22 protein-coding genes are annotated in these 24,316 nt (G+C 34.1%); 16 read left to right on the top strand and 6 right to left on the bottom strand.

Annotated features, from left to right (window positions below):
* The first annotated feature begins 20 nt into the window (after positions 1 to 20).
* Genes AACZ41_RS08960 through AACZ41_RS08935 form a run of 6 tightly spaced genes read left to right on the top strand, consistent with a single transcriptional unit; the run spans position 21 to position 5,538 of the window.
* Positions 21 to 851 carry a zinc-binding alcohol dehydrogenase gene (locus AACZ41_RS08960; RefSeq protein ID WP_339628074.1) on the top strand — a complete coding sequence of 277 codons (831 nt, stop codon included), beginning with the start codon at positions 21 to 23 and terminating at the stop codon, positions 849 to 851.
* Positions 852 to 869: 18 nt separating this feature from the next.
* Positions 870 to 1,430, top strand: coding sequence for an L-threonylcarbamoyladenylate synthase (locus AACZ41_RS08955; RefSeq protein ID WP_339628073.1), 561 nt, complete (start codon positions 870 to 872; stop codon positions 1,428 to 1,430).
* A 4-nt stretch (positions 1,431 to 1,434) separates the two neighbouring features.
* On the top strand, positions 1,435 to 2,859 hold the full coding sequence (locus tag AACZ41_RS08950; RefSeq protein WP_339628070.1) for an HD domain-containing protein: 1,425 nt from the start codon (positions 1,435 to 1,437) through the stop codon (positions 2,857 to 2,859).
* A 1-nt stretch (position 2,860) separates the two neighbouring features.
* Positions 2,861 to 3,895, top strand: a complete 1,035-nt coding sequence (locus AACZ41_RS08945) for a COX15/CtaA family protein (RefSeq protein ID WP_339628069.1) — start codon at positions 2,861 to 2,863, stop codon at positions 3,893 to 3,895.
* Positions 3,896 to 3,921: 26 nt separating this feature from the next.
* Positions 3,922 to 4,419: a hypothetical protein gene (locus AACZ41_RS08940; protein WP_091622879.1), complete on the top strand. Its 498-nt coding sequence runs from the start codon at positions 3,922 to 3,924 to the stop codon at positions 4,417 to 4,419.
* A gap of 60 nt (positions 4,420 to 4,479) precedes the next feature.
* Positions 4,480 to 5,538, top strand: a complete 1,059-nt coding sequence (locus tag AACZ41_RS08935) for a nucleoid-associated protein (RefSeq protein WP_339628068.1) — start codon at positions 4,480 to 4,482, stop codon at positions 5,536 to 5,538.
* 106 nt (positions 5,539 to 5,644) lie between these two features.
* On the opposite strand, the gene AACZ41_RS08930 is transcribed toward AACZ41_RS08935, so the two are convergent.
* Entirely contained in the window at positions 5,645 to 6,727 is a 1,083-nt protein-coding gene (locus AACZ41_RS08930; RefSeq protein WP_339628067.1) for a hypothetical protein, read from the bottom strand.
* Positions 6,728 to 6,816: 89 nt separating this feature from the next.
* Between AACZ41_RS08930 and AACZ41_RS08925 the strand changes: the two genes are divergently transcribed.
* From AACZ41_RS08925 to AACZ41_RS08895, 7 genes are all read left to right on the top strand, one after another.
* On the top strand, positions 6,817 to 7,719 hold the full coding sequence (locus AACZ41_RS08925) for an ABC transporter ATP-binding protein (protein WP_339628066.1): 903 nt from the start codon (positions 6,817 to 6,819) through the stop codon (positions 7,717 to 7,719).
* Positions 7,720 to 7,731: 12 nt separating this feature from the next.
* A complete protein-coding gene (locus AACZ41_RS08920; protein WP_339628064.1) occupies positions 7,732 to 8,565 on the top strand; it encodes an ABC transporter permease in 834 nt (277 codons plus the stop codon).
* 94 nt (positions 8,566 to 8,659) lie between these two features.
* Positions 8,660 to 10,429, top strand: coding sequence for a T9SS type B sorting domain-containing protein (locus tag AACZ41_RS08915; protein WP_339628063.1), 1,770 nt, complete (start codon positions 8,660 to 8,662; stop codon positions 10,427 to 10,429).
* 88 nt (positions 10,430 to 10,517) lie between these two features.
* Positions 10,518 to 11,867, top strand: a complete 1,350-nt coding sequence (locus AACZ41_RS08910) for a T9SS type B sorting domain-containing protein (RefSeq protein ID WP_339628062.1) — start codon at positions 10,518 to 10,520, stop codon at positions 11,865 to 11,867.
* An 18-nt stretch (positions 11,868 to 11,885) separates the two neighbouring features.
* Positions 11,886 to 13,352 (top strand): T9SS type B sorting domain-containing protein, encoded by a 1,467-nt coding sequence (locus tag AACZ41_RS08905; RefSeq protein WP_339628061.1) that lies wholly within the window; start codon positions 11,886 to 11,888, stop codon positions 13,350 to 13,352.
* A gap of 162 nt (positions 13,353 to 13,514) precedes the next feature.
* A complete protein-coding gene (uvrB, locus tag AACZ41_RS08900) occupies positions 13,515 to 15,503 on the top strand; it encodes an excinuclease ABC subunit UvrB (RefSeq protein WP_339628060.1) in 1,989 nt (662 codons plus the stop codon).
* 135 nt (positions 15,504 to 15,638) lie between these two features.
* Positions 15,639 to 17,165, top strand: coding sequence for a M20/M25/M40 family metallo-hydrolase (locus AACZ41_RS08895; protein ID WP_339628059.1), 1,527 nt, complete (start codon positions 15,639 to 15,641; stop codon positions 17,163 to 17,165).
* Between the two features lie 67 nt (positions 17,166 to 17,232).
* Here AACZ41_RS08895 and AACZ41_RS08890 read toward each other — a convergent pair whose 3' ends face one another.
* Positions 17,233 to 17,658, bottom strand: coding sequence for an Hsp20/alpha crystallin family protein (locus AACZ41_RS08890; protein ID WP_339628058.1), 426 nt, complete (start codon positions 17,656 to 17,658; stop codon positions 17,233 to 17,235).
* A gap of 204 nt (positions 17,659 to 17,862) precedes the next feature.
* On the opposite strand from AACZ41_RS08890, the gene AACZ41_RS08885 reads away from it, so the two are divergent.
* On the top strand, positions 17,863 to 19,131 hold the full coding sequence (locus AACZ41_RS08885) for a DUF2254 domain-containing protein (protein WP_339628057.1): 1,269 nt from the start codon (positions 17,863 to 17,865) through the stop codon (positions 19,129 to 19,131).
* Here the strand turns inward: AACZ41_RS08885 and AACZ41_RS08880 are convergent.
* Positions 19,128 to 19,529 (bottom strand): TerB family tellurite resistance protein, encoded by a 402-nt coding sequence (locus tag AACZ41_RS08880; RefSeq protein WP_339628056.1) that lies wholly within the window; start codon positions 19,527 to 19,529, stop codon positions 19,128 to 19,130. The genes AACZ41_RS08885 and AACZ41_RS08880 overlap by 4 nt on opposite strands.
* Before the next feature lie 245 nt (positions 19,530 to 19,774).
* Between AACZ41_RS08880 and AACZ41_RS08875 the strand changes: the two genes are divergently transcribed.
* On the top strand, positions 19,775 to 20,164 hold the full coding sequence (locus AACZ41_RS08875) for a DUF1456 family protein (protein ID WP_339628055.1): 390 nt from the start codon (positions 19,775 to 19,777) through the stop codon (positions 20,162 to 20,164).
* A gap of 46 nt (positions 20,165 to 20,210) precedes the next feature.
* On the opposite strand, the gene AACZ41_RS08870 is transcribed toward AACZ41_RS08875, so the two are convergent.
* The 3 genes from AACZ41_RS08870 to AACZ41_RS08860 form a co-directional block, all read right to left on the bottom strand.
* The gene (locus AACZ41_RS08870; RefSeq protein WP_339628054.1) at positions 20,211 to 20,546 is read right to left on the bottom strand and encodes a hypothetical protein; all 336 of its coding nucleotides are present in this window, start codon (positions 20,544 to 20,546) and stop codon (positions 20,211 to 20,213) included.
* 360 nt (positions 20,547 to 20,906) lie between these two features.
* Complete coding sequence (gene sucC / locus AACZ41_RS08865) at positions 20,907 to 22,100, bottom strand: ADP-forming succinate--CoA ligase subunit beta (RefSeq protein ID WP_339628053.1); 1,194 nt, start codon at positions 22,098 to 22,100, stop codon at positions 20,907 to 20,909.
* A 150-nt stretch (positions 22,101 to 22,250) separates the two neighbouring features.
* The gene (locus tag AACZ41_RS08860) at positions 22,251 to 22,889 is read right to left on the bottom strand and encodes an LON peptidase substrate-binding domain-containing protein (protein WP_339628052.1); all 639 of its coding nucleotides are present in this window, start codon (positions 22,887 to 22,889) and stop codon (positions 22,251 to 22,253) included.
* 151 nt (positions 22,890 to 23,040) lie between these two features.
* Here AACZ41_RS08860 and lysA point away from each other — a divergent pair, with 151 nt between their 5' ends.
* The gene (gene lysA / locus AACZ41_RS08855; RefSeq protein WP_339628051.1) at positions 23,041 to 24,279 is read left to right on the top strand and encodes a diaminopimelate decarboxylase; all 1,239 of its coding nucleotides are present in this window, start codon (positions 23,041 to 23,043) and stop codon (positions 24,277 to 24,279) included.
* The last annotated feature ends 37 nt before the right edge of the window (positions 24,280 to 24,316 follow it).

Genomic DNA, 24,316 nt, shown 5'->3' with positions numbered 1-24,316 from the left:
ACAAATAACAGCATTGTAAAATGAAGTTGAAAGAAATACCTGTATCTATTTACACTTCAATTAAACTTTCATCGCTTTCGGTTAAAAGTATTCTTTCTGAAACAAAAGAAGAAATACCTGTTATTGTTTCTTTAACTTCTATTCCAGAAAGGTTACAGACACTACATTTAACTATACGAAGTATTTTAAATCAAGATGTGAGACCAAAGAAAATAATACTTTGGCTACATGAATCTTTAAAAAATAAAATACCAAATAAATTAAGCGTGTTGGAATCTGATTTATTCCAAATCATGTTTTCCGATTTAACATGTTCCCACAGAAAATTAATTCATAGCCTTGAGCTTTTTCCAGAAGACATTATTATTACTTGCGATGATGATATGATGTACCGTTCTAATTGGCTTCAATTACTTTATGAGGAACATAAATTACATCCTAATGATATTATTGGAAATCAGACCAGGTATATTCGATATACCAAAAAGGGTGAAATACAACCTTATAGGAATTGGATTTATGACGATGGAATAACATATAATAAATCTGCAGTAATCCCTATCGGAGCAGAAGGAGTTTTATATCCTCCTAAAAAGCTCTCGGATACTACCACAAATTCTAAATTATTCTTAGCATTGGCCCCTAAAGCCGATGACCTTTGGTTTAAAGCAATGGCATTGTTAAATGGAACGAATTCCATATTAGCTAAAAATAGAGCCGAAACACCTATTCCAATTCTAGGGTCTCAAAAATACTCCCTTAAAAAATCGAATATCGGTGGCGACAAAAACAGAACTCAATGGTTATCATTAACCCATCATTTTAATATTAAACCAGAAACATTTCTTTAAATAATTTTTAGAAGAGCTATGACAGAAGAAATCAATAAGTGTATAGAGGTTCTTGAAAATGGCGGACTCATACTCTACCCTACTGACACCGTTTGGGGAATTGGTTGTGATGCCACCAATAAAGAAGCAGTTCAAAAAGTTTTTAAACTGAAGCAACGAGATGACAGCAAAGCATTAATATGTCTTGTTTCCAATGATGCTATGCTTGAAAAACATGTTGAAAAAGTACCTGAACTTGCTTACGACCTTATTGACTTAGCCACAAAACCAACCACAATAATCTACGACAAACCTCGTGGTGTGGCAGAAAATCTCATCGCATCTGATAACACTTTGGCTATTCGAGTAGCGTCAGATAAATTCTGCCAATACTTAATCGGTAAATTTAAAAAACCTATTGTATCAACTTCCGCCAATATATCTGGTACAAGTACCCCTAAAAGTTTTCAAAATATAGACAAAGCCATTTTATCAGGTGTAGACTATGTGGTAAATTTGCACCGAGAAAAACAGAATAGCTCCGCATCATCTATTATTAGATTATCTAATGATAATACTGTGAAGATCATTCGAGAATAAGAACATGCAAGAGAGTCACAATAACGCTTTAAACAATCCTATTTTCAAAATCATTTCAGAAGCCGCAGAAGAACTTTCTGTAGAGTGTTATGTTATTGGTGGTTTTGTTAGAGATTACTTTTTAGGTAGAACTACACCAAAAGACATCGATGTTGTTGCCATTGGTAGCGGAATTCAACTTGCCGAAAAAGTGGCCTCTAAATTAGATGGCAAACCTCAAGTATCTGTTTTCAAGAATTTTGGTACTGCCATGATAAAAAGTGAAGGTATAGAACTAGAATTCGTTGGCGCTCGAAAAGAAAGTTATCAGCGCGATAGTAGAAAACCTATCGTAGAAGATGGCACTTTAGAAGACGACCAAAAAAGAAGAGATTTTACTATTAATGCTTTAGCACTGTCTCTTAATAAAGTTAATTACGGGAAGCTTTTAGACCCTTTTAATGGTATAGCCGATCTTGAGAGCAAAATTATTAAAACTCCCCTGGAACCTGGCATTACATATTCAGATGACCCTTTGAGGATGATGAGAGCAATTAGATTCGCTACACAATTAAATTTTCAAATTGCTTTGCCCTCGCTACAAGCTATTACCGAACATAAAGACCGTTTAAAAATTGTTTCGAACGAACGTATTCTAGATGAGCTTAATAAAATTATGTTGTGTAAAAAACCATCATTAGGTTTTTCGCTTTTACATAAAACCGGACTTCTAGAGTTAATACTTCCTGAACTCACAGCCTTACAGGGCATAGAAGAAATTGAAGGTCAAAAGCATAAAGATAACTTTTGGCATACTTTAGAGGTAGTTGATAATATTTCTAAAGCTACCGATGACCTATGGTTACGTTGGGCGGCTTTATTACATGATATTGGTAAAGCACCAACAAAACGATTTCACAAAAAAATTGGATGGACATTTCATGGTCATGAATTTGTAGGCTCTAAAATGGTGTACAAACTTTTTAAACGGTTACGCATGCCTTTGAACGAGAAGATGAAATTTGTTCAAAAAATGGTTTTAATGAGTTCAAGACCCATCGTACTTTCTGAAGATTTTGTAACCGACTCTGCAGTTCGTAGGCTTATTTTCGATGCTGGTGACAATGTTGAAGATCTTATGACTTTGTGCGAGGCCGATATTACTACCAAGAATCCTAAGAAGCAAAAAAAATACCATCAGAACTTTAAACTGGTTCGACAAAAAATAGAAGAAGTAGAGGCACGCGACCATGTTCGTAATTTTCAACCACCCATTAGCGGAGAAGAAATTATGGCAACTTTTGCTCTAAAACCTTCGAGAGAAATAGGTATTATTAAAGAAGCTATAAAAGAAGCTATTTTAGAAGGAGAAATACCGAATGAGTATAAAGCTGCACAAGAATTTATGTATCTTAAGGGTGAAGAATTAGGCCTTCATATCAACAAATAGAATGGATATTACATTTAGAAAAATCGCCAAAATATCTTTAGTTTTAGTTTATTTAGTAATTATTGCTGGTGCTGTCGTTCGTATGACGGGTAGTGGCATGGGTTGCCCAGATTGGCCTAAGTGCTTTGGTTACTACATACCCCCAACCGATGAAAGTGTGCTAAAATGGCAGCCAGATAGATTATTCGAAAAAGGTCAAGTAATTATAAAGGATAAGACTTTACAGATATCTAAAAAAACCTTCAAAACCAATAAATCCTTCAATTCTAATAATTGGGAATTATATACTAAACATGACTATGCAATTTTCAACCCTTGGCATACCTGGATAGAATATATCAATAGACTTTTCGGCGCATTAGCAGGTCTTGCTACATTATTACTTGCCATTACCTCTATCAAATTTTGGAAAAAGAAAAAACGAATACCCATACTATCATGGCTAGTTGTATTCGGCATGGTTTTTCAAGCTTGGTTAGGTGCTACAGTCGTTTATTCAGTTTTAGAACCCGCAAAGATTACAGTGCATATGCTTATGGCTCTGGTTATAGTTGCTATGCTGCTGTATATTATTTATCTAGCCAATGCCGAGAATAAGCTTATTCATTTTGACAAGCTTACGCTCAACCTCAGTATTCTTGCAATAGGCCTAACGCTCGTTCAAATTGTCATGGGTACACAAGTACGACAATTTGTAGATGAGCAAATAGATTCATTCGGGTATGATGCAAAAAGCAGTTGGCTTAAAGACCCATTATTATTATTTTACATGCATAGGTCTTTTTCAATTTTAGTTTTGTTGCTCAATGCTTTTTTAGCCTTTAGAATAACTAAATTAAATTTAGGGCACATTAAAATCTATTGGGTTCTCTTCATATTGGTTGTAGAAGTATTCACTGGTATAGCAATGAACTATTTGAATTTTCCCTTTGGTAGTCAACCTTTACACCTTGTATTAGCTTCGATTCTTTTCGGGGTACAATTCTATATAGTTTTAGATGCATTAAAGCCTAGAAAAATTAGCAAAACTTCGTAACTTTGCCCTCCCGCAAAAAATAAGGTATGATTTATAAAATTCGTATAATTCTAGACGCTGAGGAAGATATTTTCAGAGATTTAGAAATTGAGGCGCATAATTCATTAGAGGATTTTCACAATGCCATAACACAAGCGTTTGGATTTTTAGGCAATGAAATGGCTTCTTTTTATACGTGTAACGATGAATGGCAACAAGAAGAAGAGATTGCACTTTTTGATATGAGTGAATCTGGGTCTGATGTTCGTTTAATGAATGAATCTTTTTTAGAAGATATCATGACTCAAGACAATCCTAAACTAATTTATGTTTATGATTTCATGAATATGTGGACATTTTTTGTTGAACTTGCCGATATCGAAGAAAAAGAAGATGGTCGTTCTTATCCTAATGTATTATTCTCGTTTGGAGAATTACCTGAAACTCCACCAGAAAAAAACTTCGAAGCTGAAAATAGTGCCTTTGATTTTGATGATACTTTTGAAAACTATGACGATTTAGATTTTGATGAAAATTGGAATTAGTCGGTAGTAATTAAAAATTGAATTTTCCTTAAAGAACAATCCTATAAATAAGAACATTCTATGATCAACTTATATGCCACCCAAATTGAAAGTATTTCTATACATAGAGTGGGCAATAAAAATAAAAACGAAGGTGTTTTTCTTTCAGAAGAACCATTCAGATTAAATGATGAAACCACTGGTTTATTAAAGGAATATTTTTTCAAACCTTTTAGAGAAAAAGAGGAAAATTACTATAAGCTTGCTAATGATGTTGATGTTGAGTTCAACGAACTATATAAAATAGTAACTGAAGTTTTCACAGATAATTCAAAAGCTCATTTGAGTTCTAAAAAAATCGCTTCACTCCTTTTCGAGCAATCAAATCACCCACACATTAAAAGTGGGGAAGTTTATGTGGCTTACTTAACAGGTCTATTATTAGACAACCAGAAAGTTGATGCAATTGGCATATTTAAAAGCGAATTAAAGCACGATTTTATTCAGTTTGAAGAAAAGGATAGCAACCTAGATATTGTTATACAACAAGGTATAAACATCAATAAATTAGATAAAGGTTGTTTAATTTTCAATGTAGATAAAGAGGAAGGATATAAGGTTTTATCTGTGGACAGCAACAAGTATGACACCAAATATTGGATAGAAAATTTCTTAGGTGTTGACCCTCTTTCAGATGACAATTTCAAGACCAAAAACTACTTGAAATTCTGTCAAAATTTTGCAAAAGATGTGGTATTACCTGCAGAAGACAAACAACAAGAAGTATTGTTCATGAACCGTGCAGTGAACCATTTTGCAAAAAATGATTCTTTTGAAGAGTCTACGTTTTTGAATGAAGTAATGGAAAACCCAGAATTAATTCCAGAATTCAAACATTACAAAACAGAAAAAGGTCCAAAATATAGCATACAGGATGTTTCCAATTTTGATATTGCTAACAAGGCCGTATCTGACGCAAGAAAGAAAATTAAAAACGTTATTAACTTGGACACCAATATACAGATAAAGCTAGATTTCATCAATCCGGAATCTGCAGAAAAATTTGTTGAAAAAGGTTGGGATGAAGATAGACAAATGTACTACTATCTAGTATATTTCAATAAGGAACAGAAAAGCTAAGAGCAACTATATCAATAGACAAGAAATAAAAAAGAGGATGAATATTTTATATCATCCTCTTTTTTCATTTAACCAATTGGCCACCAAAAAAATCTTTGGGTTCATATTATATTTTTATATTATTCTCGATAATCTGTTTCATACTAACATCCTCATAATTACGACGCACAAAGTTCAAGGCTAAATCGAGTACTTGACCCATAGTGGTGCAACTTTTAAAATCCATATCCATAGTAAGCACTTCTATTTGCTCTCTAAGCATGGCTATATTTTCAGGCGTAGAAATTTCATCAGTCTTACAAATAGCCCGTAATTTTTTAATTCTATTTCCAGAACTCAAAATACGTTTCGCTACCATAGATCGCTCCTCCAATTTATACTGATCTACTGAATCACTTTTTAACTTACTACGTACCAACTCTACCATTTTATAGTTTTCCTTAAAAAATTGTGGTCGATATACTTTCAATTTACCTTCAAAACATTGCTGATCAAAATCAATAGCTCTAATCTTATATACTACATGGTCAAAATCATGAGTCGGCACTATTACATAATTATAGGAACGCATATCTCCTAAAAGCCGAATCATACAACGTTCATTGAACTTTACAAATTCCTTGGCCAATTGTGCTTTTTCAGGCTCAGTACATTTTGGCAGCATATTTTTTATAAACTCATCACCAGGTATACCAGCAATATGCTCTTCAATTAAGGTATCTTTATACACTAAAAAGTTAAGGTTATAAGGAGACAACATATGCTCCAGTTCTAACCCATAAATACGAGATGCATCTGTTTTCTTAATATAGAAATACGTGAAGTTGTCATTAAGAATATTACGGATTTTAATCCTAAAAGGCTTAGAATTACCGAACGTACAAAAGTCGACCGCATCTACATTCAAATACTGGTTAATATTATTACTACCATCAGAATGTAAAATTGAATATACTTTTTTTAAACTATCATCAATTTCCTTTCTATCGAATTCAGAATAATAAGCGCGAATCCACAAGGTATCTTCATCATTGTTATCATACACGACTACAGAACCTGAAAAACGAAGTAGATCATCATAAAAAATAGGAATTTCTATCTTTCTGCTATAATGCTCTAAATAATCATCTAGAGCTTGATTGACAGGGTAAGCAGGTTTTTTTTTAGACATTAATCGTTCTTCTGACATGGTGTTGAAATAAATTTGATGAAGTTAGCTGTAACAAAGTTAGGCTTTCTTCGTCAACTAGGTATATCAATCAATAACACCAACATACTTTGGACCATATTTTAACAGTACAAAATCTTACTAAAAAATTCGGGTACCTCACAGCGGTAAAAGATTTATCATTTACTATTGAGAAAGGCAATGTATATGGCATTCTTGGTCCTAACGGAAGCGGAAAATCAACTACCCTTGGCATCGTTTTAAATGTCGTGAATAAAACCAGTGGTCAATTCTCTTGGTTTAATGGTCAGGCCTCAACCCATGAAGCATTGAAGAAAGTCGGCGCCATTATTGAGCGCCCCAACTTTTACCCCTACATGTCCGCTTTACAGAATTTAAAATTAGTCTGTAAAATTAAAGACGTGGAGGAAAATAAAATAGAAGAAAAGCTAGAGTTAGTAGGGCTGCTAGATAGAAAAGATAGCAAGTTTAAAACATTTTCGTTAGGAATGAAGCAACGTTTGGCCATTGCTTCTGCCTTATTAAATGACCCAGAAATATTAATTCTTGACGAGCCCACCAACGGTCTTGATCCTCAAGGAATTCATCAAATACGCGAAATCATCAAGACAATTGCCGCAAAGGGTACCACAATATTATTAGCCTCTCATTTATTAGATGAAGTAGAAAAAGTTTGTACCCATGTTATCATATTAAGAAAAGGAGAGAAATTATATTCCGGCAGAGTAGATAGTTTAAAAGCAAGCTTTGGCTTTTTTGAACTCAAAACTTCTGATATGGATTCTTTACATTCTTTTCTAAATGAAAATGAACATTTCGGTGAAATAAAAATAGAAAATGGTTTATTCATAGCCTTTCTACATACTGAATTAGATGCCCAAAAGTTGAATAAACTATTGGTGGACAACGGTATCGTAGTTTCTCATTTGGTTAAAAGAAAAGAAAGTCTAGAAGAGCAGTTTTTAGAACTGACTAAAAACGCAAAAGCCTAAAACACCCCTACAATGATAAGATTACTACACATAGAATTCATAAAACTTTGGAATAATAGAGCAAGTAAGGTGTTGATTATTTCATACTTCACTCTATTAACTTCTATAGCTTTGTTTGCAGCCATTAAGTTCGATATTGGCCCTATTCAATTTCATTTGGCAGACCAAGGAATATTTAATTTTCCCTACATATGGCACTTCAACACCTTTATTACGGCATTCTTCAAACTATTCTTGGCAATTGTAATTGTTTCGATGATGTCAAATGAATACAGCAATAAAACCATAAAGCAGAACTTAATTGACGGACTCTCTAAAAAGGAATTTATCCTTTCGAAATTCTTGACCGTAATTTCCTTTTCACTGATTTCTACCCTTTTTGTTTTTGTTGTTTCATTGATTTTGGGATTGGCTTATTCGGATTATAATGAAATTTCCATAATTCTATCTGACCTAGAGTTTTTGGTAGCATTTTTCGTCAAACTAACAGGTTTCTTTTCCTTCTGTTTGTTCTTAGGAGTTTTGGTTAAAAGGTCTGCATTCGCTCTAGGCTTTTTAATTCTATGGCAAGTTTTTGAAGGAATCGTTAGAGGTCTTATCCGTTGGAAATTATTTGATGGTGAAACTACAGATGCTATAATGGGCTTTTTTCCACTACAAGCGATGTTCAACCTAATCAAAGAACCTTTTTCAAGATTGGGAGCCGTACAATCTGTCGTAAACCAAATGGGTGAAGAATTGAGCCTAGACTATGCTATTCATTGGTATGAAATTCTAATTGTAATGATTTGGACAACAATTTTTATTTATGGTTCATACGCTATACTAAAAAAACGAGACCTATAGTACTACTGATAGATTGACCTTTATTCCTATTTAACACTATTTCGAAAGCGTAAATTTTCATTTTGTAGTATATTGTATTGTTTACGAACATGCTATGAAAAAGAATTGGAATATATCATTACCAAAGATTTTGGCTATGCCATTAACTTTTATGGTATTTTTCATTTCTTTTTCTCAAATTAATGCGCAAGACTGCCCTGCTCTTTTAAATCCATTAAACGGTTCTGAATTAGTACCATTGAATTCGACTATTCGATGGGAACAAGTTACTGGTGTGCCCGGTTATATTTTGTCTTTGGGAACAACAGAAGGCGGAACCGATATTCTGAACGAACAGAATTTAGGAGCATCGAACAGCTACACTCCATCAACAGGTTTACCAGAGAACACAGAAATATATGTAACAATTACTCTTTTCTTTTTTAATCAACCTAATATTGTTTGCGACAGTCAAAGTTTCACAACAGCCATACTAAGTGAAGCTCCAGAATGTACCACATTCAATATTCCACAAGAAAATGCATTCAATATTAATACTGCAACCAATATTACATGGAATGCTTCTGTGAGTGCCACAGGTTATTTCCTAACCATTGGCAGATCAATGAATGGAGGTGAAATAGTCGATAATCTTGACGTCGGCAATACCTTAAGCTATAATCCGACTGCAGACTTACCTGAGGAAACGACTTTATATATTTCTGTAATACCTTATAATAGAATAGGATTGTCTGTTGGCTGTATCTCCTCTATATTTAATACGGCACCAAAGGCAGATCTACCCTTCTGTACTGCAATGATTACTCCATTAGATGGGGAAACCAACGTTCCTTTAAGTCCGGTTTTAGAATGGAACGAAGTTCCCAATGCAATAGGCTATAGAGTTACCATTGGCACATCTCCTTTTGAGTCTAACATATTAGAAGATGCGATATTCTTCAAAACATCTACCATAGTCATAGATTTTGAACCTAACCGCACCTTTTTCATTACCATAATTCCATTTAACGATGCCGGCGATGCTGTAGGCTGTGCACAAGAGACCTTTTCTACCTTACTTGGCTGTGGTCCATACTTTGACCCATTAAGTGGTGAATTACAAGTCTTGAATCCCGAAATAACTTTTCCCGATACCGTTACTATTTGTCTAGATAATGATTCAAATATAATTTCTGCAACCGACCAAACTGATGGTTATAGATGGTTCAAGGTCGACGGTACAGGAAATGAAATATTACTATCGTCATCGGAAGAAGTTTCTATTTCAGAAGTTGGTGACTATGTTTATGAAGTCTATTCCGTATTCGAAGACTCAGGCAGATCATTTGAATGTTCTTCCTCAAAACCCTTTACAGTAGAAGCCTCGCAAGCACCTGTCATTGAAAATATATTGGTTACCAATCAATTCAATACAAATAATTATGAAGTGTTGACCTCCGAATCTGGAATTTATGAATATGCTCTAGACAATGAAAATGGGCCATATCAAGATAGTAACAGATTTAATGGGATAACCCTTGAAAATCATACCGTTTATGTTCGTGATAAAGGAGGATGCGGCAGTGTGTATCAAATCATTGAACAAGATGTGACTGTTGAAGGCTTTCCCAATTTTTTTACTCCTAATGGAGATGGTGTCAATGATTATTGGCAATTTATACCACCTGTAGTAACCAGTGAAAACAATGTATTGAACATATGGATTTTTGATAAGTTCGGAGCACTTTTAGCAAAGATTACACCAACTTCAGTTGGTTGGAACGGTAATTTTAATGGAAGAGCACTACCGGAATCCGATTATTGGTTTAAGGCAATATCAAATAATAATAAAATAATTAAAGGTCATTTTAGCTTAAAGAGGTGAACCTATGGGTAAAAAAAGAATCATATTAACTATATGCCTTTGTATTGGGTTATATTCTTCTTTTTGCTATACCCAACAGTGCCCAACAATGACATCTCCATTAGATGGCGACATTAATGTACCTGTAGGCAACCTAATTCAGTGGACTCCCGTTGATGGTGTTATTGGCTATTTAATATCCTTAGGAACAACACCTGGTGGAGGAGAGATTATAAACAGACGTTCTTCTGGATTAAATAATTTTTACCAACCTACCGTTGGATTACCGGAAAGCACCATAATTTATGTAACTATCAGCCTATTTTTACCCGACGCTCCAATTAAAGTTTGCCCACTAAAAATTTTTACTACCGTTAACATAACCGATCCACCCGTTTGCACAACACTAGCCTCACCCTTAAACCAAGAAACAGGAGTTCGTGTAGACACTAATATTAAATGGAATTATACCCCAGGCGCTACCAATTACCTCATTTCTTTAGGTACATCACCTAATAACTACGATATTATTGAAAATTTTGAAACCGGTAATATACTTTCATATAAACCAGAAAATAATCTTGAATTAAATCAATCCATCTATGTTAGAGTAATTCCTTTCAATGAAAACGGTAATGCCCTTTTATGCAGTGAAGAATATTTCACTACAGGTGAACCCACAGTGCAATGTAATCCAAATGACTTTCCAATTATTACAATACCAGACAAAGTCTCTTTGTGCTCAAACTTAGAGTTTGGTTCCATAATTAGTAATCAAATAGCTCGTGGTTATAGGTGGATAAAAATTAATAATGATGGTACTGAAAATCTTTTATCCACAAATCGAGAGCTACAGTTTGATGAAGTAGGGTTTTATCGTTTAGAAATTTATAATATTATTTCGGAATTTGGAGCTAGTATAGAATGCCCAGTTTCTAAAAATTTTGAAGTCGTTGACTCAGAATTACCCGAAATAGAAAATGTAATAGTTTCAAGAGAACCCAACGGCCTAAGAATAGAAATTGTAGCTACAGGCAATGGTGAATATGAATATTCGCTAGAAAGTCGTGATAGTGGATTTCAGGATAGTGCTATTTTCACAAATCTTGAACCTGGCGAACGTACTGTATATATTCGTGATAAATTCGGATGTGGTGTTACTCAGCGTCTTGTCGAAAAAGAAGTTTCAATTAAGGATTTTCCTCCTTTTTTTACACCGAATGGTGATGGAATAAATGATTTTTGGCAGCTAAGGAATGAATCAGATAGTAGCGAACTTAATATTGAGTTTATTTTTATATTCGATAGATACGGAAATTTACTTGCACAACTAGACCCTAAAACCAAAGGTTGGAATGGAAATTTCAATGGTAGAGAATTACCTGAAACCGATTATTGGTTTAAAGCAGTGTCATTTTCCAAAAAAGTAATTAAAGGTCATTTTAATTTAAAACGCTAAATTAAAAATTTGATATAAATGAATTTAAAAGAAATGTTTCTCGTTCTGAAGTACTTGGGCATTTTTTTGATCTGCCCATTATTATCAGCTCAAGACTGTCCAACATTTAGCTATCCTATTAATGGAGCGACCGACGTACCCTTAGACGCTACGTTAACTTGGCCTGAAGCTTTAGGCTATAATGGGTATTTATTGTCTATTGGCACAATACCGATGGGAAATGACATACTTGATAGAAAACCTGTAGGCATCGACATATCTTATACTCCGCCTTTAGGATTTCCCAACAATACGAGGCTTTATGCGACTTTAAGCTTGGTACCTTTTGACGGACCACCTATTGCATGTCAAGAAATCTCCTTTACTACGATCCAAACAACTTCTGCACCATCTTGCTCTATTTTGATAGCGCCGGACAATAACGCTAGTAGCGTTACTATAATAACCGATTTAGAATGGTCTTATGCTCCCGGCGCTAACGGCTATACGCTATCTATGGGTACCACACCAAACGGAACCGACCTTGTCGATAATTTAGATGTACAGAATGTATTAAGTTATAACCCACCGGAAGACTTACCGCAAAACTCTTCAATTTATGTACGCATTGTTCCGTATAACGATATCGGTACTGCTACGTCGTGTCTTGAAGAAGTCTTTACCACAAGTTTTGCATTATACGTTTGTGACCCCTATGTTAATGAAAATACAGGCGAGCTAGTATACCGTGCTCCACAAATCAACCTACCCAACATTGTAGGTATTTGCAGTGATGAACTGCCATATACGATTACTACAGATGATGATGCCGACGGTTTCAGGTGGTATCTCACCAATAGCGGTAGTGAAGAATCTTTATTATCACAATCACGAAGTGTAGACATTTCCATACCTGGTAGATATCGATTTGAATCCTATAATACTATCACCACCGATAATGGTATTATCGAATGTATCAGTTCTAAACTTATTGATATCGTAGCATCTGAAGCAGCTACTATTTCAGCGATAGAAGTTGTCAATTTTATAAATGGTAAAACAATTACCATTTCTACTATAGGCGACGGTCAATATGAATATGCTTTAGACAACCGAGACGGGCCTTATCAAGATATTCCAATTTTTAACAATATTCCACATGGCCCACATATTGCTTATGTACGCGATAAAAATGGTTGTGGAATTACGGAAAGATCGGTAGATAGGGATATCGTGTCCAATGATTTTCCCGCATTTTTCACACCAAACGGAGATGGCATCAATGATTATTGGCAATTTGTTCCTCCGCCAGAAAACTTCGAATCTGTAATTGACATAATTTTTATATTCAACCAGTATGGCGGACTACTAAAACAAATTAATCCAAATGATAAAGGTTGGGACGGAACTTTCAACAATAAGGCTTTGCCTGAGTCAGATTACTGGTTTAGGGCAAATTTTCTTAATAGACAAGAAATTATTGGTCATTTTTCTTTAAAAAGGTGATAGAAATCGTACGGGCTTACGTCTAATATAAAATTCGTCTTTCGTATTTTTATACTAAGTATCAGCATGATGGATATTTAATTAGTTTCCACTTGCAAATACCGATGCAGTATGAGTTTTTAAGCGATTCAGTTTAGACTTCAAAAAAGAGAATTACCAAACATGAAATTCAAAGTAGTATCAGAATTTAAGCCGACAGGAGATCAGCCGAATGCCATTAAAGAATTGGTTAAAGGACTGAATGAAGATGAAAAATATCAAACCTTATTAGGAGTAACAGGCTCAGGAAAAACATTTACGGTAGCTAATGTTATTGAAGAAGTTCAAAAACCTACCTTAATATTGGCTCATAACAAGACCTTGGCAGCTCAACTTTACTCTGAGTTTAAACAGTTTTTTCCGGATAATGCGGTTGAATATTTTGTTTCCTACTACGATTACTATCAACCAGAAGCATTTATACCCACTAGCGGTGTATACATTGAAAAGGATCTTTCGATTAATGAGGATATTGAAAAATTACGACTAAGTACGACTTCTTCCTTACTTTCGGGCAGAAGAGATGTAATCGTTATTGCCTCGGTCTCTTGCCTGTATGGTATTGGAAACCCAGTGGAATTTCAAAAAAATGTTATTTCCATTAAAAAAGACCAAGTTATTGCTAGAACCAAGCTAATGCATCAATTGGTTCAATCGCTGTATTCGAGAACAATGGCTGAGTTTAAGAATGGAAACTTTCGAGTAAAAGGTGACGTTGTAGATGTCTTCCCTAGTTATGCCGACCATGCCTATAGAATTCATTTCTTCGGTGATGAAATTGAAGAAATAGAGGCTTTTGACCCATTTAACAATAATATTATAGAAGTTTACGAGACACTTACAATTTACCCGGCCAATATGTTCGTCACCTCTAAAGATGTCTTACAGAATGCGATACATAGTATTCAAGACGATTTAGTTAAACAAATCGACTACTTCAAAGATATAGCCAAACCACTCGAAGCAAAACGCCTAGAGGAGCGAACAAATTTCGATTTAGAAATGATACGTGAGCTTGGTTATTGCTCTGGCATAGAAAATTACTCTAGATACTTAGATGGCCGAGAACCTGGCACAAGACCTTTCTGCCTTTTAGATTATTTTCCCGATGATTATTTAATGGTCATCGATGAAAGTCATGTGACCATACCACAAGTACACGCGATGTATGGTGGTGACCGATCGCGAAAAGTAAATTTAGTTGACTACGGGTTTCGCTTGCCAGCTGCAATGGATAATCGACCCCTTAAATTTGAGGAGTTTGAAGCACTACAAAATCAGGTTTTATTTGTTAGTGCCACACCTGCAGATTACGAGCTACAACTAAGTCAAGGTGTATATGTTGAACAAGTAATTAGACCAACTGGTTTGTTAGACCCCATTATAGAAATAAGACCAAGTCTAAATCAAATAGATGATTTGGTGGAGGAAATTCATCAGCGGGTTGAAAAGGATGAGCGAACTTTAGTCACAACTTTGACCAAAAGAATGGCCGAAGAACTGGCAAAATATCTCGATAGAATTAACGTGAGATGCAGATATATTCATAGTGACGTAGACACTTTAGAACGTGTTGAAATCATGCAAGATTTACGAAAAGGAATCTTCGATGTGCTCATTGGAGTGAATTTATTACGTGAAGGATTAGACCTTCCAGAGGTGTCCTTAGTCGCAATTTTAGATGCTGACAAAGAAGGGTTCCTACGTAGCAATAGATCACTGACCCAGACCGTTGGTAGAGCTGCAAGACACCTAAATGGCAAGGCAATTATGTATGCCGATAAGATAACAAATAGCATGCAAAAAACGATTGACGAGACAAATTATAGACGTGAAAAACAGATAAAATACAACACCGATAATAGTCAAATTCCAAAAGCTTTAAACAAAAGTCTGGACAATGTTCTATCCAAGAATTCGGTCTCAACTTATCACTTCATAAAAGAAGAATTACGTGCCGCTGAACCTGACTTGGAATACATGACCAAAGAGCAAGTCGAGAAGATGATTAAGGAAAAAAGAAAGGCTATGGAAAAGGCTGCAAAAGAGCTCGATTTTATGCAAGCTGCGAAGTTAAGAGACGAAATAAAATCTTTACAAGAACAAGAATGAGTCCGATTTTAGCGAAAATTTCATTTTTCCAAAAAATATAAATTAAAATTTAAATTAAACATGCATAAAACACTGTTTAATAGTATTTTATATATAATTTTTAGACAAGACTAAATCAATTTATATCTATACAAAATGAAAAATTGGAAAGTTTTAGCAGTATTCTTCGTATGTGTTTTAAGCAGCTATAGTAGCCAGTGTCAAAACTTAAAAAGGGAAGAATTAAAATCACTTACCGATGAAAAATTCAATGTAGCTTTTACGAATTTACACCATTTTTTAAAACTACAAAATGATGGTAATTACCCAGAACAAATCGACCAGAACAAAGAGTGGTGCGATAGCGTTTTTAGAAAATTAAACTTTAAAACCCAGACCATAAAAACCGAGGGGGCTCCCCTCCTCTTTGCAGAAAAAATTTATAATAAAAACTACAAGAATATTCTCTTTTATTTACAGATTGATGGGCAACCGGTTGACATTTCCGCTTGGTCACAACCCGATCCTTTTGAACCCAGAATTAAAGAATTCAAAAATGGAATTTGGAACACTATAGAGATTGCTTCGATACAAAATATTTATGATGATGACTGGAGAATTTTTGCGCGCTCTGCATCCGATTCAAAAGGTCCGGCAATGTCATTAATTTCCGCTTTACAAATTCTTCAAGAGCAAAACATAAATCCGCAATACAACATAAAAGTGATTATGGATTTTCAAGAAGAATTAGGTTCTCCAGATTTACCAAAAGCAGTTTTAGAAAACAAAGATTTGTTGAGTGCTGAAATGCTTTTTATTATGGATGGAACAAGACACCTTTCAAATTTACCAACATTGACTTATGGAGCTCGAGGAATTGCCACTGCAACCATAAAAGTATTCGGACCAAAATATGCACTTCATAGTGGTCAATATGGAAATTATGCACCTAATCCGGTTTTTGAAGCTTCACGATTAATAAGCAGTTTAAAGGATGACAGAGGAATTGTACAAATACCAGGGTTTTATGATGGTGTCATTTTAACCGACCGCGACAAACATTTACTGGCTATGATACCTGAAAACAATGATAGTCTAAATAATAGACTAGGTATATTCAGCTCTGAAAAAGTGGCCCCTACCTACCAAGAAGCCTTACAGTTTCCTAGCTTAAACATAAGAGGCCTCAAAGCTGCCTACACAGGTAAGGATGTACGGACCTTAATACCGGAAGATGTTGTTATTGAAATAGACATGAGACTAGTACCCGAAACACCTGCAGAAAGACAATTAGGATTATTACGTAATCATATCTTAAAGCAAGGCTATCATTTGGTTGATTCTGTACCCAATGATCAAGATAGGGCCACTTTTAAGAAACTTGCGGCTTTTGACTACCGAATAGGTTCAAAACCCTTTAGAACGGATATGGACACCGATATAGGGAAATTTTTAAACTCGGCACTTAAAAATGTATTTGGAGACAACGTAGTTAACATGAGAACCACAGGCGGCTCTCAACCAATGGCCCCATTTATACAAACCCTTAACATACCTGCAGTATCCATTAGAATCCCAAATCCGGATAACAACATACATGGGCCTGACGAGAATTTGCGTTTAGGCAATTATAGGGAAGGAATTTTATCGTGTTTGGCAATTTTAACCGAGTCTTTACCATAAAAAAAGTGCCTTGATTACTCAAAGCACTTTAAACAAACAACTCAAACCAACCTAAAAAATTTTATGATTAAGACAATTCGATTTTTCTTTTTGGTTTTGGCAAAGCTTCTTCTTTCTTTGGAAGATTGAATTTTAGAACCCCGTCAATATACGTAGCTTCAATTTTATCTGTGGCTACAGTTTCAGGAAGGGTAAAAGCTCTTTTGAAAGATGAAAGCGTAAACTCTCTTCTTGTAAAGTTTTTATTTGATTCCTCTTCCTCCTTCTTAATTTCAGAAGAAACAGTCAAAACAGAATTATCTATTTCGATAATCAATTCATCTTTATTTCTACCTGGCACAAAAAGTTCCAGTTCAAAATTTTCCTCATTCTCTTTAATATTAACCGCTGGCATTGCGGTTGTTTCATTATGCGTGCCACCGAACCAATCTGGTCTAAAGATTTCGTTCATTAAAGCTGGAAACAATACTTCATTTCTCTTAGTTAAACTCATAATAGTATATTTTAAAAAGATTATTTTATTAATTAATTTGAATAGAACAAACTATATACCAATGCATTTTTTGCGACATAATGTCTTGTTGTTTGTTTATATTTATGTCATTTTGACATTCGCTATGATTTTGAGTCTCTAATTTGATTGAATCAGCCATTATTCAGGCTTTTTTTTAACTAGTTTTATATCGAAACTCAACTCATGGATAGACTGATCAACTTCGTACAGCAAATACGCAATAAAATTGCCTTTCTACCAACCATAATTTCAATAGCCGGGTTAGCTTTAGCATTCTTTATGATTTACTTGGAGCAAGTGAATATATCTAGCTATTTAATAGACGTAGCACCTGGCTTGGTAATAGATAATACGGATACAGCCAAAACCATATTAAGCACATTAATTGGGGGCTTGTTTTCTTTAACTGTTTTTAGCTTTTCGATGGTCATGGTTTTATTAAACCAAGCCTCGAGTAATTTCTCACCAAGAGTTTTACCAGGTATTATATCAGATGAAAAACATCAATTTGTATTAGGCCAATACATTGCAACCATACTTTACAACATCTTTATTCTTATCTCAATAGAGCCAACGGAGAATTCTTATCAAACCCCAGGTTTTTCAGTATTAATAGGCATCATTTTAACTGTATTGTGCCTAGCGTCGTTTATTTATTTCATACACCATATTTCACAGGCCATACAAGTGGGTAATATCCTAATAGATATTCACGAAAGAACACGGGCTGAAATTGAAAATATAATTGAACAAGAAAAAGAAAAATCTTTAGATTTTCCCAATACGGAAAATTGGGAAGAATACGAAATTACCTCATCGGGATATTTTTATGGAATACTCCACGATAATCTTTTAAAGCTATGCAAGGAAAATAACACTAAGGTTGTAATTAATCTATTTAAAGGTCAATTTATCTTAGATGGCACAATAGGCCTTTTAACCGAAAAACCGATTGATGAAAAATTAAAGGAAAATATAATGAACACCTTACTTTTTAATAATGAAGAACTAATGGGTGAAAATTATATTTATGGGTTTAGGCAAATATCAGAGATAGGCGTTAAGGCAATGTCACCTGGAATAAACGACCCAGGCACTGCTTTAAATACCATTGATTATCTTACTTCATTGTTTCTTGTTTTAATGAAAAAATGGGAATATGAATATGTAAGCGATTCAGATAGTGTTAATTGGTCTAGTACCAAATGTCCTAATTTTTCAGAAGTACTTTATAATGTTATGGCCACTTATCGCCAATATTGCAAACATGATATAACTGTTATGAGAAAATTGATGCACATGCTTAAAACACTAACATATCATGTAATAAACTCTAATCAGTTAGAAGATATTGAAATAGAAATCAATGAATTGCGCGAAGACGCAAAATTGAATATCGAGAATAAAAGAGATTTATCAAAAATTGATACCGAATTTATCTCGTGGTCTTAATTATAATGCGCTTTAAAAATAGCTATCAACAAATCTGGCGGAACAATTTTATCGGGGTATTTATGCATTATAACTAACACCTGTTGAATTGCACCAGGTGGTAAACCCATTTTCAACCCTATATCATGTATTCGTTTTATCTCAATCATTTCTTGTTTGTCATCAACATTCATCAACAACAACAATCTATGAAACTGAACAATTCGATCAGACTGTGATTTAGGTATTATGTGCTCAACTCGTTGTGAAAATAAACCATCGAAGGTTTTTTTACTTACTTCTAATTGTTGCGCAACAGAAAAAAGAAAGTCATATTCCGTTTGCTTTATCTCATTGTTGACTTTGGCAAAAGCAATCATTTCCGATAAAATACTAAGTTTCTCTTTTTCCGTTGGCATAAATAAATGTAAAATATTGACATTCATAATACTAACTCAAAATTTCAAGCAATCGTATATTTCATAACATGTTTCCATTTCATATGTAAACTCAAACGACCGATAAAAATATTCTTTTCAAATATCAGATTTAAATATCAAGGGAGTAAATCGTTTATAAAGTATGGCTTCCCATTAAAAAATACAACACACAAACCATTAGGTATATAATTTTATAATAACTTGCAGACCTTAAAATTAGTGGCATGACCAATAACGATATATTTAAAAAATTAAGAGTAGCCTTAAAATTCAGAGATGATGAAATCGTTGAAATACTTCAATTAGTAGATTTTAAAATTTCAAAGAGTGAATTAGGTGCATTTTTCAGGAAAGAAGACCACCCTAATTATATGGAATGTGGTGATCAGGTATTACGTAATTTCTTAAATGGTCTTGTTATTTACTTACGTGGTACTAAGGATAATCCAAAAACTCCTGGTGAAGTTTTATTAGGCATGACCCCAGTTGCAGATAAAGCAATCAAAAAAAGTCCCGAAAAAAGAGAGCATAAAGGAGATTTCAAAAGCAAACAATTAAAAAATGTAGACAAAGCTATTACTCCTGTAAAATATAAAAACAAGAAAAAATCCTGATACACCATAGTGTAGCAGGATTTTCATTCATAACCTTTTGATAAGGTTAAGCTTTTACGCGAACTGGAATAGTATAAACTTTACCTTCTTTCACTTCATTCAGATTTACTTTTTGATAGTTTAGTTTATTCTTAACGAAGCTTTCCATTTTTTCAAAATCTGTATTTACAGATAACACAACAATTTCGCCTTCATTATTTAAGGTAAAACGAACTTGAGCTGTTAAATCAGATTGCTCCTCAGAAAAATTATTTTCTGATAACATTGCTGATATCTGTGCTGAAAGACTTTTTGTAGGGTTTTCACCTGTTGTATTGTTTGCCAATACATTACCTGTTGCAAGTAGCATTACAGCTACCACTACTAAACTTAATTTTCTCATGACTTTTTGTTTTTCCTCCAGAAATTCTGAAGATTGATTAATAATTGATTGATGATGAATTATTAAAAAGACGCTTGAAAATTGATAATGTTACCGATTATTTCAATTTTAACATCTTTTTAATGAAAATCTCTCAATTTCTTTCATTAAAAATAAATATCAAAAAGAACAGATATTTCAAGTTTTAAAAGTCTTAACCTTTATTTCATTAGGTTAACATTTCATACAGATTAGGGGTACTTTCAATTACCCTAAGTTTAAATTCTATGAGCACAAATTAACATTTTGATAAAAGTTAAATTCAAAAAAAAAGACCATTCATTAGAATGGTCTTTAATATAATATGTTAAGAAAACTTGATTAAGCCAATACAGCTTTAACTTTATCTGCAGCTTCTTGAAACTGGACAGCCGATTGAACCGCTAGTCCAGAATTATCAATTATTTCTTTTGCCAATTCAGCATTTGTACCTTGTAATCTAACAATAATCGGCACTTTCATTGAATCGCCCATATTCCTATAAGCATCAACAACACCTTGCGCTACACGATCACAACGAACGATACCACCAAATATATTGATTAGAATTGCTTTTACATTTGGATCTTTTAATATGATTCTAAAAGCTTCTTCAACTCTTTTTGCATCAGCGGTACCACCAACATCTAAGAAGTTAGCTGGCTCACCACCTGCCATTTTAATTAAATCCATCGTTGCCATTGCAAGACCTGCTCCGTTAACCATACAGCCTACATTACCATCTAAATCTACATAGTTAAGACCAACCTCTCTCGCTTCAACTTCAATCGGATTTTCTTCTCTTAAATCACGCATTTCCGCATATTGCTTTCTACGATAAAGTGCGTTATCGTCAATAGATACTTTTGCATCTACCGCCATAATCTTATCATCTGAAGTTTTCAATACCGGGTTGATTTCAAACATACTTGAATCACTTTCAACATATGCTTTATATAAAGATGACACAAACTTTGTCATCTCTTTAAATGCTGTTCCAGAAAGACCTAGGTTAAAAGCTATTTTCCTAGCTTGAAATCCTAAAATACCTGTTGCTGGGTCAATTTCTTCCGTGAAAATCAAATGGGGAGTGTGTTCAGCAACCTCTTCAATGTCCATACCACCTTCTGTAGAATACATAATCATATTCTTACCAGTAGCCCTGTTTAAAAGAACGGACATATAAAATTCTTTAGTTTCACTATCTCCTGGGTAGTACACATCTTCAGCTACCAATATTTGGTGAACTTTTTTACCTTCTGCAGAAGTTTGCGGAGTAATTAAGTTCATACCAATAATCTGATTTGCTATTTCTTCTACCTCTTTAAGGTTTTTAGCCAATTTAACACCACCACCTTTACCACGACCACCTGCGTGTACTTGAGCTTTAATAACATGCCATCCTGTTCCGGTTTCAGCAGTTAATTGCTTTGCAGCCTCAACAGCCTCTTTTGCATTATGGGCAACTATTCCTCTTTGGATGCGCACCCCAAAACTTGCTAATATCTCTTTTCCTTGATATTCGTGAAGGTTCATATATATGGTGATTTTAATTGTTAGGCAAAAATAGGAAACACTAAGTAATAAAATAAAAATACAAGTGATTAATTAGAATAACTCTAAGAATAAACTATTCAAAACCTCAAAACTTCTTTAAAGCGAGCCAATTTTACAGTCTTATTATTCTCACATTTCCCAATCTTGAAAATCTAGGGGGTCAAAATTTTTAAAATGACCATTAAGTTCTATAATTTTTCTTGTTCGTTCTACCTCTGATAAAACGGTAATTGTAGCAGTTAAATGTAGGCTTATAAAATTAAGCCTGTCATTTTCTTTAGGCATCTGAAGAAGTTGATATTCTTGTTCGAAAGATAATCCAATTTTATGGGCCAATGTAAAACTATTGAATGTATCTACATTCAATTCTTTATAAGTGATTTCCATCATGTTATATAACTGATGTATACCTTTTATAATGGTTTGTCTTTTTTCTAAGGATGCTTCATAATCGTAATCCAAAAGTTTTACAATTCCACCAGCATATAATTTACCCGGCATATTTTTCTCAAAAGCCAACAGCTTAAAAACCTGTCGTGCAACACAAACAATATCCATTTCGCCAGTATCGTAAGTGTTTACTACTTCTACCAGTTGAACCTCAACACCATACTCCATCTTATTATTTATAAAAACGGGAATACCAAAAGTATTCGCTTCCCCTCTGCAATCGGCTATTAGTTGTTTGTATCGTTCTTCAAAAATATGAAGTGGCACGGTTTCTCCTGGAAAAAATATGGACTGCAGTGGAAATAAAGGTATTTTCATTGTCTAAAATTACAAAGGTCTTTACAGCACGCCAAAATAAATATAATTCATGATTGTTTCAAATATCACATTTTGTTATTTTTATTGTTTTTATGTGATTATTTTTGTTGCTGTCCAATTAGAGAAGTAACTTTGTATAAAATTGTTTAGTATGAAAAATGAGGATTTGTTGCAAATAGCAAAAACCTTTGGTGATCCGGTTTATGTCTATGACTCAGAAAAAATAGTTTCACAGTTCAATAGATTGACTAAAGCATTTGGGTCGGTTAAGAAATTACAGCTCAATTATGCGGCCAAAGCCTTATCTAATATTACTATCTTAAGACTCATGAATAGTCTTGGTAGTGGACTAGATACGGTATCTATACAAGAAGTACAATTAGGATTGTTGGCCGGTTTCAAACCAGAATCCATCATTTTTACTCCTAACGGTGTTTCGCTTGAAGAAATTGAAGCAGCATCTAAACTTGGTGTTCGTATCAACATTGACAACTTGTCTATATTAGAACAATTTGGCAGCAAACACCCAACTATACCCGTTTGTATAAGAATTAATCCGCATGTAATGGCCGGTGGAAATTCTAATATTTCGGTAGGGCATATTGATTCTAAATTCGGAATCAGCATTCATCAAATTCCACATTTGCTTCGCATTGTAGAGTTGACTAAAATGAATATTAATGGTATTCATATGCATACTGGAAGTGATATTTTAGATATCGATGTTTTCCTTTATGCGTCTGAAATATTATTCGAAACGGCCCGTAATTTTAAAAATCTTGATTTTATCGATTTTGGTAGTGGCTTTAAAGTCCCTTATAAAGAGGGTGATATTGAAACCAATGTAGAAGAGTTAGGTAAAAAATTGAGTACTCGTTTTAATGAGTTTTGTAAAGAATATGGCAAAGATTTGACTTTGGCATTTGAGCCTGGTAAGTTTTTGGTAAGTGAAGCTGGAGTTTTTCTAGCCAAAGTAAATGTTGTTAAACAGACTACTTCAACCGTTTTTGCAAGTATAGATTCTGGCTTTAACCATTTAATACGCCCAATGCTTTACGGTGCTACACATACCATAAAAAACATATCTAATGCCGATGGAAGAGAACGTTATTATTCTGTTGTTGGGTATATCTGTGAGACCGATACTTTTGCAAGTAACAAGAGAATAAACGAAATTACAGAAGGCGACATTCTTTGTTTTAAAAATGCAGGTGCTTACTGCTTTACAATGGCAAGTAACTACAATTCAAGATTTAGACCACCAGAGGTTCTTTGGCATAAAGGAAAAGCAATTCTTATTCGCGAAAGAGAATCTTTTGACGATTTAATTCGTAATCAGGTAGATGTAAAAGATTTGTTCGCTGTTAAAGAAACCGCAAAAGTGAAATAAAGCATTTAAAAATACGTTAGTTTTGGTATAAAAGTTG

Source organism: uncultured Maribacter sp. (assembly GCF_963974015.1).
In the GTDB taxonomy this organism is placed as follows: Bacteria; Bacteroidota; Bacteroidia; order Flavobacteriales; family Flavobacteriaceae; genus Maribacter.
This window is presented reverse-complemented; position numbering and strand designations above follow the sequence as displayed.